A 13,719-nucleotide genomic window follows, 5' to 3' on the forward strand; every position below is an offset into this window, starting at 1 on the left:
GTACCCAACCCCAGCCGTAACAACCTGAAGGTTGAATTCCAACGGTTTGGAATTCACGCTTCAGCGTGTCTGGCCCCACCTGAATCCCACAACCTACAACTTGATTGCCAGCGGATCTTTCATCTCTTGCTGTAGAGCTTTGAAACGCTGCTTCAGTTCCTGCAGCGTTTCGGCATGCTGCGGCGATGCCGCCAGGTCGTTCATCTCCAATGGGTCCGCTTGAATGTCAAACAACCGCACCACGTCGACATCGGGATAGATGATCAACTTGTATTGGTCAGTCCGCAAACTTCGTTGCTTGTCCAGATAGGCACCATAGATCACGTCGTAGGGACTTTCACCACCTTCGATCATCGGCAATAGACTGTGGAACTGGACGTGGTTGGGTTTGTCGACGCCCGCCAATTGCAAGGTCGTCGGCATGATGTCCTGCAAGTACACCGGAGCATCGATCTTGCGGCCGGCTGCAACGTCCGGCCCGATCACAAACAAGGGCACTCGCACGCTGTGGTCATACAGATTTTGCTTGCCCATCAGCCCGTGCTGTCCACAAGCCAAACCGTGATCTGCGGTGAAGAAGATCCAGGTGTTGTCCGCTTTTCCCGACGCCTGCAGGGAGTCCAAAATTCGTCCGATCATCGTGTCCATGTGCGTGATGATCGCGTAATATTCTTGACGATTGGTTTTGACCGCGTAGGGCGTCCGGGGAAACGGTGCCAATCGTTCGTCACGCAATTTGTGCCCGGCCCCCATCGCTTCGGCATAGGGATACTCTGGCAAAAAGTTTTCTGGCAGCTGAACCTGCTCGACGGGATACTTGGCGACATATTCCGCGGGCGATTGCCTGGGGTCGTGTGGTGCATTGAAGGCCAAGTACATGAAGAACGGATCGTTTTTCTGACTCGCTTCTTCGATGAAATCCACCGAGTGTTTCGCGACGACTTCACTCCAGTGTGTGCCGCCTTCCCAGAACCCACCAAACTTCGGATCACTGGGCGACCACGGATCGGTGATTTCACCGGATTCTGGATCAACGATCGGCCGGTTGTATCCCGTTTCCGTTTGCTTGGGCATCCCGCCACGCACGTCACGAACTACATCAAACGACTTGGCGGCGTCGGCCCGGCAGTGCCATTTCCCGGTCATGTAGGTGTGATAGCCGGCGGATTTCATGTACTCGCCCCACCATCGCCCCTGCTGACGCTCTCGCTCGGACGTCGCCCAAACCGGTTCGGCGTCCCAAATGAACCGCCCTGAATTCAACATCATGCGACTGGCGACACAAACCGCACCGGACCAAGACCCCATGTTGTAGGCATGTGTGAACGTCGTGCCTCGCTTGGCCAATCGATCCAAATTCGGCGTTTCCACTTCTTCGTTTCCCAGTGCCGCGATCGTGTCAAAGCACTGGTCGTCAGCAAAAATGAAAACGATGTTAGGTCGTTCATCGGCGCGAGCGACCGATGACAGGCCGACCGTGGACAAACAGGCAATCAAATAGGTCAAGCGTGCAAACATGAGAGAGTGAGTGTGTTGGCAGGGGAACGTGGGGAATCGCTCAGAGCGGTATCCGCCCAAGATAATCCAAAACAGCACTGTCCGGGGAAGCCGCGCGCACGATGCTGAAACCTCAGCCTGTCCCCCTTGTCACTCTCTGGGCACTACGACCGACGGCGTCGCTGCCAGACGAACATCGTTCCGATGCTGGCCATTAACGCCATGCAACTGGGTTCCGGAACCGCGGTGATGGTCAGATTGTCCAACGCGAAATAGGACGGTGTGTTCATCCCGTAGTCGCTCGTATCGCTCGATTCCAAGTTAAAATGCAGACTACGAGCACCAGCGAGAGAACCGAAATCGAGTGTCGTCCAATCGTCAACGATGTAGTCATCGGCGCTATCGGCGAAACGAAAATCCGCCAACAGAAAGTCGACGGTTGTCCCCAAAACCTGGTCACTTGCGTCGACGCCATATACGGTCAACTTCAAAAAATCCGGGTCCGTTCCACCGGCGCCCCCAAATTGCTTGGCAAATCCGTCGCCGTCTCGCATCGAAAGTCCAGTGTAGGTGGTATTGGTCACCATGGCTGACCGGGCCACTGTGTTGGCAGGCAAATAAAGACTTGGCAACTGTCGCAGTTGGTTTGCATCGGTCGGATCGAGAACCAACGACGGTCCGATCACTGGCGTGGTTTGGGTGTCACGGTAGCCAAACGCGACCCCATAGTTGGAAGACCCCAGGGCACCTGAACCGGCGATGGCGCTGTACTGGTTGCCGAAGCCCGGCGTCAAGCTATCGGTGTGGTTGGAGACGGCAAAACCACCCCAACTGAAATCGCTACTGCTGTTGGAAAACCCGACTCCGTCCACCGCAAATGTCCCGACCTGTTCCTGTTGCGATCCCCACCAGTAGTGTCGAGTTTCTTCCACCGCATTTGCTGCGGGGCCGTCGAAGACGCCTGTGGAATCAAGTGAAAAACTTTCGAAATCAACAATGGAATCGGCGTGGGTTGTCACGGACATCGCCATCACAATCACCGATGACAAAAAAATCAAAGAGGATGGACGTCGTGGTTGCATCAGTTTCATTTTCAATCATTCAAAGGGTTTAAAAATCAGTAATCCATTCGCCGCCACGTCGTGACAACAAGGCGGCAAACACTGCCAAATCAAGCTGCTCGGTGATCAATCGCGCCGAACCGTCGGCCAACAGGAAATGCGATCCGCCGGGGTGATAGCTGTGAAACTCCTGGCCAAAATCACAGAAACCGCCTTCTAGACTTTTTAGCGCTGGTGAGCATGACGACCAAGACGTTCCCGCTTTCACCTGGGCGTTGATCGGTGCACTTTGGTCAAACAGGTTCTTGTGTCCGATCCAAATCGAATGTCGGCCTTCGGGGGCTTCGCCGAGCGCGATGGTGTTGGATGAACCATCCAGGATGTCTCGCATCCCGATCTGGGGATCTTTGCCAAACAACAACACACCGCGACCGGTGCCGGATGAAATTCCAATGTCGGCATAGTTGTTCTGGCAATTGGTTCGTGGCGCACAACGCAAACCACGTTCGCCATAGTTGCCACCGTAATCGGTGCGTCCAAACCGCACCGTTGCTGTCAACGTGTCCCCATTGGGTCGACGAAGCACGGACTTGGGCGCCGAGGGACACAGATAGGTCGGCACGATCACAGCCCCCGGGGCGTGGTTGACGCGATCCAAGTAGGGCACGTCCAAATCGATCTGTTGATACAACGCGGACTGTTCAATGAATGGCAACAGCGCCGTGCCCCAACTCGGTCGCCACAAACGTTTCAACGCCGGATTGGTTGCACTGGCGACACCTGCACCACCAAAGGGGAACTTGTTGTAGGCCGCGTGGTAGCTGTGCAGCCCCAGCCCCAACTGTTTCAGATGATTGACACATTGCACCCGCCGAGCCGCCTCGCGAACCGATTGCACGGCGGGCAGCAACAGCGCTATCAAAATGCCAATGATGCTGATCACAACCAGCAGTTCGACCAAGGTGAATGCCGGACGTTTGGGCAACGGGACCGCTTGTTTAGCCGCCAGCCGCGCCCGTGCCGCGACGACGACCTGTTGTCGCCGCTGGTTGTCCAGCGAACTCCATGACGCGATCTCATTGCGAGTGCGACCACAGCCGATGCAAACCTGATCAGCTGCCAGCGCACAACGCGCGGTACACGGCGATGGCAGCGGACCTGGCGCCGGTTCTGAATCTGCCGCTCTCAAAGAGTCTGACATCGGTTGAAACACCCTGTTTGATCACCCCTGACGGAGCAATCCATCGCTGAGCGCACCCTCGCGGTCGGCTTCGGATTCGAAACTCAGCTGCGTGATGATCGGAAATGGTCCAATGCAGGGCAGGTGCCACACATTGCAACGTTTGCCTCAATCCAAGAAGGCACGAAAACGTCTCATTCAAGGTAGGTCTTCTGACTCACCACCATTTCCAATCGCTCACAGCCTTCTCACTTGGTTTTGACGTTCGAAACTCGCGTTCCCAACAATCCAATCACAAGCAATGGCTCTTCCAATAGAAGGAGCGACGGATGCGATCCCCTGGATCGCAGGCGGCACACAGCGGCCGGACCGTCCCGGTATTTCACCGGAGTTCCCTGTTCGCTCGCCCGACAGAAATCGAACGAGTCACCTTGAACGCACGACAAACTACTGGCTGGCAGGGCTTTGTCAACTGCCTTTCCAATTCAATTGGAATGCCAAAACGCCACCTGGAATCCTTCACTCTCCCCAGCCCTTCAAGCCCACTGGTGTGGTCGGCCGATCAGCGATTCTAGATCGGCAAAGAATTCGGGATAGGTTTTTCCGGTGCAGGCGGGATCGACCACCGCGACGTTGTCGGCCGCCAGCCCGGCCAGCGAAAGACTCATCGCCATTCGATGATCGTGATAGGTTTGCAACACGGCCGGACGAATCCCATCGGCGGGCGGATCGATGGTCATTCCATCTTCATGCTCCTGCACCGTCGCGCCCAACTTTCGTAACTCCGTTGCCAAGTCACCAATGCGATCGGTTTCCTTGAAACGATTGTGGGCGACACCACGCACCCGCGTCGGTCCATCGGCGAACAAAGCGACCACGGCCAAGGTTTGCACGGTGTCACTGATGGCATTCATATCGACATCAATCCCCCGCGCGGCGCGACCCGAGATCGTCATCCCATCAGAATTCGATTCAAAGGCACATCCCATCTGTTCCAAGACGCGGCAAAACCCCACATCACCTTGCATCGCGTCGGGCGTCAAACCTTGCACGGTCACGCGGCCACCGGTGATCGCCGCCGCGGCCCAAAAGTAGCTGGCTGCGGAAGCATCGGGCTCGATCGCGTAGGAGATCCCTTGGTAGCCCCCGCCACTGACGACCACTCGCGTGGAAACCGTTTCTGTCGCTGACCGATCGATATCGTTGATCGCGACCGTCGCGCCGAACGAGCGCATCACCGCTGCCGTCATTTCCACATAGGGACGGGAAACCAATTCGCCGATCACATCGATTTCAATCGCATCGACAGCGGTGTCGCCGCGGGCGAATAGCGCGATCGGTGCGGCCATCATCAGCCCGCTCAGGTACTGGCTGCTGACACTGCCGCCGACCTGCATGCAGTTGTTTTGCCAACCGCTTGAATCGATCACCACCGGAGGACAGCCCTGTGCAGACTCGGTTCGGATCCTGCCGCTTTGAACCATCGACAACGCATCCACCAAATCTGCGATCGGTCGTTGGTGCATCCGATCGACGCCATGCAAGCGATATTTTCCTGCAGCCGCCGATAAGGCAGCGGTCAAGAATCGAATGGTGGTTCCACTATTGGCGATGAACAATTCTTGTTGAGTGTCATCACAGGGTCGCCGTTGGGTGCCGTCGACCAACAATGTCTGGCCGCCGTCTTGAACGTCGATCATGACGCCGCACTTGCGCAGCCCCTGGATCATCACCGTCGTGTCTTCGCTGCGCAGCGCGCCGCTGAGGGTGGACTGTCCGTTGGCCATTGCCGCACAGACCAGTGCGCGATTGGTCAGACTTTTGCTGCCCGGGGGGCGAATGATGCCGTCGACCGGACCGCCGGGTTGGACCGAGACACGAGCCGGTGTGGACTGGGCCGGTGTGGACTGGGATTGAGAATCGGTGGAAGACGTCATTCGATCGATGGGTCAGCAGGTACGACTTGGCGGCAGATTCAACGCTCAGAACAAAACGTCTGATCGTGAGCGATTATTGCGAATCGCCGCCAAGTCCATAACCCAGAGACCTCCGAGCCGACCGACATCGGGGGCGGATCTTTAACAAACTCCACGACCGCACTGAGAGACTCCACTACCGCACAGAGAGACGACTGCGAGACGACCGCACAGAGAGTCAGATTGCGATTTGGCCTTCGCGGCTGGGAACCATGAACACGCCCAAGACCATCATCCCTAGCGTCATCGTGTGGATCAACCAAACCTCGTCGTGGCGGATCACCGTTCGCAACGTGACCAAACTGATGATCACCAACGCGACCAAGAACCGACGTTCGGCACGGCGCAATGCTTCACCGACACACAATTTGGTTGCCAGCAAAGCCCATAATCCAAGGAGTGGCAGGGCCGAAGCATCAACGACAGCGGCAAGTAGGGAGAGTTCAGGCATGGCGATCCATCGTCCAGGCAAGCGAAAAGATGAGTGAGCTGGCAGGGCGCGTCATACGCCCTGCCAACGACACAATCGCAATTCCGCAGTCGACCTGGGAAGTCGGACTTTAACGAAAATTGAAAAGAATGCGAAAAAACTTGCGGCCGCCGCTAGCTGCGGATCATCACGCCAACGGCATCCAGGTACTTTTGCACCGTTTCCACGTCCACGTCGCGCCAGTCGGTGGCTTTGTGCCGCAACACGGATAACTTCAACATTTCGACGGCGTCGGACAGGTCATCGGGCAAATTGGGCAGTCCGATGAAGGGCTGAACCGGTGCTGCCGACCCCGCCTCGTCCATCTCGACTGCACCGGAATCTCCGCTGCCGCCGTCGGCCTGACCGGCCAGCGATTGCAATTCTTCCTCGTCGCCAAAATCAGGGCCTTCGAACGACGGTCCGGCGGCGACGTCCCCGCTGTCGTTGTCGTACTCGCGGTCGCTGCCGCCACCTTGGGCGGGCAACGTCACGTCTTCGTCAGTCTCAACTTCGACAATCTGGCTGTCAGTCGGACGCTGCCCATCAACAGCCCCTTCGGCTTGCCAGCGTTTTTCACGCATCGCCGAAATACTCCAGCGTTCTGCCGCAGCGCCTTCTAACCACATCGGAGCGTCCTCCCAGTCCAGAGCCGCCAGGAAGTGACTCCAATACAACGCGTCGTAGGACTGATAGGTTTCGGCAAAACGGTCGTAAACGCGGCGCAAGCGACCGACGTGGGGTGCGGTGACACCTCCGACGCGGCGTGACCAAGCTTCATCGGAATACTGGGTCGCGTCGACACCGGATTCGATCAATTGTTGCCGCCACTCGCTAATGATCCGGCCTTTTTCCCAATTGGTGGTGCTGATCAGCGTGTTCCAACGACCGACATAGGGTTCGGCCAATTCGGCGGCCTGACGCAGCGCTTCGTCGCTGATCACGGCGTCAGTCGACGGGGCATCGTCTTCCCAAGCAGCTTTGGCCGCGTCCAAGTCGTCATCCTGAATCGGCTCGGGCTGGACCGCAGCTTCGACCGACGAGCCGTCCATTTGGGTCTCGGCGCTGGACTCGGCTGTCGCAGTGTCAGCGGATCCAGTTTCATGGGGATTCAATTCACTGGGATCATCCGTCGTGATGGTTTGCTGGGCATCCATTTCGGTGTCGATGGTTTGTGCGTCGGTCTGGTCGGCGGCAGAAAGTTCGTCCTGAGGCATCACGGTCCGTATGGTTGTTTATCAGTCGCGGGGAAGGGTTCGGTGACTCGGTCACGAGGGTGCACACGCTACCGCAAGAAACCGTGTTGGAGAAACGGTCGGCGCCCAAGGTTCCGGCGACTCGACGATTTTCGGATTCACAGACGCCGACTGGGCAAACTTTGTCATGTGGAAAGACTGTCGGCCGACGCGACAAGAAGCGGTCGACCGTATTGCCCCGGCCCGAACGGGGGGGCATGGCGGCTGCTCTGCGGCGGCCTCTGGGTTTGGAGAGTGAGCGGCGAGCGGCTATTCTATAGGCCCCACCTTCAATCTCTCCCGCCGCTCGATTCATGAATCCATTCCACTTGATTGCTCTCGCGATCAGTCTTGCCGTGCTCTCGTTGACGACCACTGCGGATAGAGCCACCGCCGCTGAAGCACCGGCCGAGACGATCTCCAAAGACGATGAATCGTTTTTCGAAGCGAAGATCCGCCCGCTGTTGATCGAGCATTGCTATGAATGTCACTCGCGTGAAACCGGCGAGTCATCCGGCGACCTCTTTTTGGATGATGCCGCGTCGACACAGCGCGGCGGCACCCTGGGCCCCGCCTTGATCGCTGGCGATCCGCAAAACAGCTTGATCATGAAAGCGGTTCGCTACGACGATTCTGAATTGCAAATGCCTCCCGAAGGCAAACTCGACGACAGCGAAATTGATTTGTTGGAACAATGGATTCGCCGCGGCGCCCCCGACCCCCGCAGCGCCCCGCATGGCACCGATCCGTCTGGCCCCGACAAAATTTCTCCGATGGAGATCGATCCACGGTCTCACTGGGCATTCAATGTTCCCCTGCCCTCTCAAACCACAACGCCTGGCGACGAAAGTGATCGTGATTTGATCGACACCATCGCACGGCAAGCCGCTGATGCGGCGGGGATTGCGATTTCGCCGCCCTGTGATGACGAACAATTGATCCGTCGTTTGTATCACGACCTGACGGGATTGCCGCCGAACTTGGATCAAATCAAGACCTACTGTGAATCCGATCAAATCGATAAACGCGAGCGGTTGATCGACCAACTATTGGCCTCGCCTGCCTACGCCGAACGCTTCGCCCGCCACTGGATGGACATCGCGCGTTATGCCGACACGGTGGGCTATGCCTTGGCCGGCAAAGAACGCCGGCTCGAGGGCAGCGAGCGCTATCGCGACTGGCTGATCAAAGCCTTTGCCAGCGACATTCCCTACGATGAAATGATTCGGCTGCAAATCGCGGGCGACCGCCTTGACCCGGACAACAAGGCCGGCAACCTGGACGCGATGGGGTTCCTAACGATCGGACGACGGTTTCTCAATCGTTTCGATACCATCGACGACCGGATCGACGTGATCACTCGTGGACTGTTGGGGATGACCGTTGCCTGTGCCCGTTGTCACGATCATAAGTTCGATCCGATTCCAACCAAAGACTATTACTCATTGCTGGGGATCATTGACAGTAGCGAGCAACCCAACGAGGGTGCGAGCCCTCTGATGATGGTTGACAAAGAATCGCCGGCGGACAGCAAGGTGTTCGTGCGTGGCCAACCACACAATCGTGGCGAAGTCGCTCCGCGACAATTTTTGACCGCACTGCGCCAGCCCGATGAACCCAGGTTTAACGACGGCAGCGGCCGACTGGAACTGGCCCAGCGAATCGCATCAGCGGACAATCCGTTAGTGGCTCGGGTGTATGTCAATCGAATTTGGACGAACTTGATCGGACGTCCGTTTGTCGATTCGGCCAGCGACTTTGGCGTCCGCACCACCGCGCCGCCGCTGGTTGAATTGTTGGACGAATTGGCGGTGGATTTTTCCAGCGACTGGAGCGTCAAGCGTTTGATCCGCCGGATCACCAATTCGCGTTTGTATGCCCAATCGGCGGAAGCGGGCGATGCCGACGCGTTGCAAGCGGACCCGGAAAACCGCTTGGCTGCGCGAGGAAATCGTCGTCGCCGCGATTTCGAATCTCTCCGCGACTCGATCCTCGCCGTGTCCGGACAATTGGATCGCAGGGTCGGTGGTGCGCCGGTGGAAATCCATCTCGGTTCGCCCAGCCCGCGGCGCACGTTGTACGCGATGATCGATCGTCAAAACCTGCCGTCCTTGTTCCGCACCTTCGATTTCGCCAGCCCCGATGCGCACACGCCCAAACGGTTCTTCACCACCGTTCCCCAGCAGGCGTTGTTCCTGATGAACCATCCCCAAATCGGAACCCTGGCTGAATCCATCGCCACGCAATCCGAACCGTCCAGCGTCGACCACCAGATACAGGTCCAGCAGTTGTTCAATCGCATCCTTTCGCGAGCTCCAAGTCAAATCGAACTCGAAGAATGTGTCGCCTTTCTCAGCCAAACGGCTCGGTCACGTCAACCGCCTTTCGATTCGCGTCGTGCGTGGCAGTACGGAACCTCACCAGCGAACCCGGAAAGCCGCGTGGAAACGTTTCGTCCATTGCCGGTTTTCACCGGATCCAGCTGGCAAGACGGCCCTGAAATCCCGGCCGATACCGAACTGCGCTATGCGTCGATCGGCGTAGAAAATGGGCACCCCGGCCCCAGACACGCGGTCGTTCGTCGTTGGACAGCACCGGCCGACGGACGCGTCACCATCAGCGGCATGGTCGGCCACCGCAACGAACAAGGCGATGGTGTCGAATTGGCGATTTGGGTCGGCGGCGAGCGTGTTTGGCGCGAGAACCAAAAGAGCAACAACCGACCGTTCAATCAGATTCACGGCGATATCCAAGCCGGTCAAACGGTCGACTTCGTCGTCTCACCACGAGAATCGGACAACAGTGATAGCTTCTACTTGCGCTGCCAAATCTCGCTGGCCGGCAGCGATGGAGAGTTCTACGAAGGCGATTCGCAAAGTGATTTTGCTGGACCGCAAACCGATGAAGCGTCCGAGTCACTAGACCGATTAGCACAGCTTGCACAAACGCTGATGTTGTCCAACGAATTTATCTTTGTGGATTGATCCATGCCATTGGCATCGATCGGCGTGAATTCATCGTCGTAAATTTGTTACGAGAACCAGTCAGAAAAGATACTGCGCCAATCAACCGGCACGCGCTAGCGTCCGGTCCCTCGGACTTGGCAATGTCACGCAGACGGAACCGTGAGCTAGCGTTCAACGGCGGATGAATCATCCGCGGCGAGACGTCTGGCTTGGGTGAGCTCGTTACTGATGGAGCGGCGGCGTTAGCTGGCTTTGGACCAGGTTCGTTTATGGCGGCGCCGTTGCTGTTTGGGAACGCTCAGGCGGGCGTGGGGATCAAACCGGATCAAGCGCGGTGGCTCGATTTCGCTCGTCTGTCCGACCGTTGATTCGAGGTCGTCAGCGAGGTTCGCGGAGGTAGTTTGGCGAGCGCGGAAACGAAGCGGGTGGGGCTGTCGCCAAAACTGTGCCATCACGATTTTCTTTAAGGTGCAAGCGAGCAGGACCGCGAGCATAGGGGGACCTTCTTTGGCAGCAGGAGAGGTGGGGAGGGAAAAAGATCCGCTCATTCTCGCCAGGAGGAGGGAGCCTGTTGAGAATGAGCGGATCAGGCAGTCGGTTCCGAATCAAGGTGCGTGCCGGCAGGATGGAGAAGACCGGCTTGATTCGTTGCGTTTGCCGAAAGCATCTTCGATGCAAAGCATCATTCGCGTCGTGTCGCGTCGTGCTGAGTTCCACGATTACGGGCAACCTCAATCACGTCGCTGAGACGGAAATTCACTTCGTCGAACACACTTTGGGCTGCGTGGACCCACTGCATCAGTGTGGCACTGGCCTGGGCGAGCGGTTGCTCCATCACGGGCTGCGTCATGCGCCCCTGCGGCAACTGCTCCGCGGCCTCGGCTCGGGCCAACAACTTTGCTCCGCTACCCGGCTTCGGTTCTGGCGGCGCTGGTTTGGTCGGCCATAGTTGGGCCAATCCGTCTGCCATGTGCGCCGCCACCTCGTCGCTGCTCACCACCAGCGATGCGACGTTGCGTCCGATTGCTTGCGGCCGGAGCTGATCGGCCCATTTCACTAACACTCTCTCTGCTGAATCGACCAGGGCCGGGTCGACAGCAGGCATCGCCTGTTTGTCCGCTGTTGCCGAATCGATGGCTAGCGGACTCCAACCGGGTTCCCTAAAGGCGGCCAGGGAACGAATACAGAACGGCTGTTCGGCGGGTGAGAACAGTCCGTCCGCCCAGACCAATTGGGGTCTGTCTGTTTCGGCGGAGGGTGGCGTGACTGGCAGGTCGTCGGTACTGACCTGCGAATCCAATTCGGGATCGATGTCACGCTCAGCCAAATCATAGGGCAGGTATGCTTCGGGGATCGAGACGATCACCGCAGAACTGCCCCGCAGCAGATCGCTGTTGTCTGCCTGGGCCACAACCGCCATCGCGGGCGCGTCCACCTGGCCGTCAAAATCCACCAGCGGAACAAATTCCGTGGGCGGCAGGCTTTCAACAGGTGGCACGCTCTCAACTGCGATCGAATTCGGTTTGGTCACGGGAGGCTTGATGTCGGCCTGCGTGATCATCCGCATGCTTTCGTCAAACCAGCCTTGGAAGGACGTGATTTGGCTGTCGCCGCCGGCCGATCCGATCATGGCGAACGGTTCGGTCCAATGGCCAAACGGAATCGGATTGCCGGTCGTGGCCGACGCTGCGATGACGGCAAGCACCGAGTTGAAATCGGTTCCGGTGCGTGACGATGCGGTGCGGGTGTCGGTGGTGACTCGCGGCGTCGGTTCGCTGACCGCTGCCGGCGTGTTGGCTTGTTCAATAGCCAGCGCGTCAAGCTCGCTGAGGATTTCAGCGGCGACTTGATTCGCCGGCGGTTCGGTACTCGGCAGATCCGCCGCCTCCACGACCTCTGCGACGTGTGGATCTGTGCTGGGCAGATCTTCGGCGGTGTAGGCACCGGCCGCTAGGTCTGCAGCGGCCAAATCGGTCACCGCCGTAGCACTCGCAGTCTGGTTGGCGTTGCCCAGGGTATCCGCCAACCAGGTATCGTAGTTGCAGGTGTTGATGGAAAGTTGTTCGCTAAAGGTGATCGCGAAGAACTGTGGGACCAAGATTTCCGTCGATCGGTTTTTGCCGACGTTGGCTGACTGAGTGACCGGATTCGCTGCCGCTGAATCCGGTCCAAATTCAGTGTTTGAGAGGTCTTCGACCCATCCGCACAGATCGGATGGAAGAGGGCTGCTGTGGCGTGTGTCCGCTGCGACGCTGAATCGGGAGGATTCGAAGCCACCGACGGTGGTGGCTGCCACTAGGCACAGTAGTGCATAGCGTCGAAGTCGTTTGCGGATCGTCCGTGTGATTGTCATCGTGACTTTGCTCCTTCCTTCAAAAAGACTCCATCCCTGGTGGTTGCCGATCGTCCGGCTGCCGAGAACGTTCGATCAATCAGCCACCGGGCCGGCAAGAGTCACGCTGCTTCGAAGCGCGTTCCATCCCTCTTGTTTGGCCCAGCCCCGCGTCATGCGGAAGCCGAGAAATCGGTTGCTCTGGTCAGAGTGTGAGAGTCCTTTCTGCTGGATGAACCTGGGTGGTGTTTAGGCGGGAAACGGTTTGGGAGAACCTTGATCGTGGGGCCTGTGTGATCAGGCGGTTATCCCGGCCGGTTGTTGTGGGAAGCGATACCGTTTGCGGGACATGAACACCTATCGGAAACTTTGACGGCTGCGGCTTCTGTTGTGCCTGGGAAAAGATTGGGTTTCGCTAAAGCGAGTCTGGTTGTGCAGACAGTGTACATCGGTACGACTGAGACGTTTTCGCGGACTGCGAGAGTCAACGGCACAGCCGGCTTGTTGCGCGGCATCATGACGCCAGTTGATGGTTGGCATGCGATGCATTCGCAATGCCTTTCATGTTCCACCGATCGCGCGGTTGCAAGGCATCAATGTTGTGCATTGCTCCGTCAGTCTGTCGCAATGAAAGCGTGGGTGACTCTGACGCAGTTTCCAATGGTGCAGTGCGATTGTGGGGTCACGGTTCGGTTTAGCACACAGAGGCTGTGTTAAGACTGGCATCGTAGAGGCCGGCGACAGTGGTTGAAGAGAGGCTGCAAGCCAGTCACCGGTGACTGGCTTGCCAGCGCGACGGGTGACCCGGTGTCGCGGGTGGGGATCTGTGTGAAACACGTGAAACTGGAAAGCCGGTTTTGGAAACTTGAATCTAAGTTAGACACTGCCTATCTTTTCTTTGCCGACGGATGAGCGGCGAAAGGAATCTGAGGCCATGGCAGCGCTAGACGTTGCTTTCTGCGTAGGCAGCGCACGACGGGGCCGCGATGAGATGAAAGAACTT

General features: G+C 57.9%; 8 protein-coding genes and 1 riboswitch. Of the genes, 1 reads left to right on the plus strand and 7 read right to left on the minus strand.

Features of this window, described 5'->3' with window-relative positions:
- Positions 1-93 precede the first annotated feature (93 nt).
- From NHH03_RS14740 to NHH03_RS14765, 6 genes are all read right to left on the minus strand, one after another.
- Entirely contained in the window at positions 94-1,518 is a 1,425-nt protein-coding gene (locus NHH03_RS14740) for a sulfatase-like hydrolase/transferase (RefSeq protein ID WP_253157357.1), read from the minus strand.
- 143 nt (positions 1,519-1,661) lie between these two features.
- Positions 1,662-2,588, minus strand: coding sequence for a DUF4465 domain-containing protein (locus NHH03_RS14745; RefSeq protein WP_253157358.1), 927 nt, complete (start codon positions 2,586-2,588; stop codon positions 1,662-1,664).
- 19 nt (positions 2,589-2,607) lie between these two features.
- Positions 2,608-3,759 (minus strand): DUF1559 family PulG-like putative transporter, encoded by a 1,152-nt coding sequence (locus NHH03_RS14750; RefSeq protein ID WP_253157360.1) that lies wholly within the window; start codon positions 3,757-3,759, stop codon positions 2,608-2,610.
- A gap of 164 nt (positions 3,760-3,923) precedes the next feature.
- Positions 3,924-4,187: riboswitch (cobalamin riboswitch) on the minus strand.
- An 87-nt stretch (positions 4,188-4,274) separates the two neighbouring features.
- Positions 4,275-5,675: a 3-phosphoshikimate 1-carboxyvinyltransferase gene (aroA, locus tag NHH03_RS14755; protein ID WP_253157362.1), complete on the minus strand. Its 1,401-nt coding sequence runs from the start codon at positions 5,673-5,675 to the stop codon at positions 4,275-4,277.
- Between the two features lie 217 nt (positions 5,676-5,892).
- Positions 5,893-6,165 carry a hypothetical protein gene (locus NHH03_RS14760; protein WP_253157364.1) on the minus strand — a complete coding sequence of 91 codons (273 nt, stop codon included), beginning with the start codon at positions 6,163-6,165 and terminating at the stop codon, positions 5,893-5,895.
- Positions 6,166-6,317: 152 nt separating this feature from the next.
- Positions 6,318-7,400 (minus strand): hypothetical protein, encoded by a 1,083-nt coding sequence (locus NHH03_RS14765; protein WP_253157366.1) that lies wholly within the window; start codon positions 7,398-7,400, stop codon positions 6,318-6,320.
- 332 nt (positions 7,401-7,732) lie between these two features.
- Between NHH03_RS14765 and NHH03_RS14770 the strand changes: the two genes are divergently transcribed.
- Positions 7,733-10,402 carry a PSD1 and planctomycete cytochrome C domain-containing protein gene (locus NHH03_RS14770; RefSeq protein WP_253157368.1) on the plus strand — a complete coding sequence of 890 codons (2,670 nt, stop codon included), beginning with the start codon at positions 7,733-7,735 and terminating at the stop codon, positions 10,400-10,402.
- A gap of 664 nt (positions 10,403-11,066) precedes the next feature.
- Here NHH03_RS14770 and NHH03_RS14775 read toward each other — a convergent pair.
- Positions 11,067-12,737, minus strand: a complete 1,671-nt coding sequence (locus NHH03_RS14775) for a hypothetical protein (protein WP_253157371.1) — start codon at positions 12,735-12,737, stop codon at positions 11,067-11,069.
- Positions 12,738-13,719 lie beyond the last annotated feature (982 nt).

Source organism: Stieleria tagensis (assembly GCF_024129865.1).
Lineage (GTDB): Bacteria > Planctomycetota > Planctomycetia > Pirellulales > Pirellulaceae > Stieleria > Stieleria tagensis.

Excerpts from the sequence above, each read along its gene's own strand:
- NHH03_RS14740 (WP_253157357.1), bottom strand. The coding sequence starts at position 1,518 with ATGTTTGCACGCTTGACCTATTTGATTGCCTGTTTGTCCACGGTCGGC.
- NHH03_RS14745 (WP_253157358.1), bottom strand. The coding sequence starts at position 2,588 with ATGAAACTGATGCAACCACGACGTCCATCCTCTTTGATTTTTTTGTCA.
- NHH03_RS14750 (WP_253157360.1), bottom strand. The coding sequence starts at position 3,759 with ATGTCAGACTCTTTGAGAGCGGCAGATTCAGAACCGGCGCCAGGTCCG.
- aroA (WP_253157362.1), bottom strand. The coding sequence starts at position 5,675 with ATGACGTCTTCCACCGATTCTCAATCCCAGTCCACACCGGCCCAGTCC.
- NHH03_RS14760 (WP_253157364.1), bottom strand. The coding sequence starts at position 6,165 with ATGCCTGAACTCTCCCTACTTGCCGCTGTCGTTGATGCTTCGGCCCTG.
- NHH03_RS14765 (WP_253157366.1), bottom strand. The coding sequence starts at position 7,400 with ATGCCTCAGGACGAACTTTCTGCCGCCGACCAGACCGACGCACAAACC.
- NHH03_RS14770 (WP_253157368.1), top strand. The coding sequence starts at position 7,733 with ATGAATCCATTCCACTTGATTGCTCTCGCGATCAGTCTTGCCGTGCTC.
- NHH03_RS14775 (WP_253157371.1), bottom strand. The coding sequence starts at position 12,737 with ATGACAATCACACGGACGATCCGCAAACGACTTCGACGCTATGCACTA.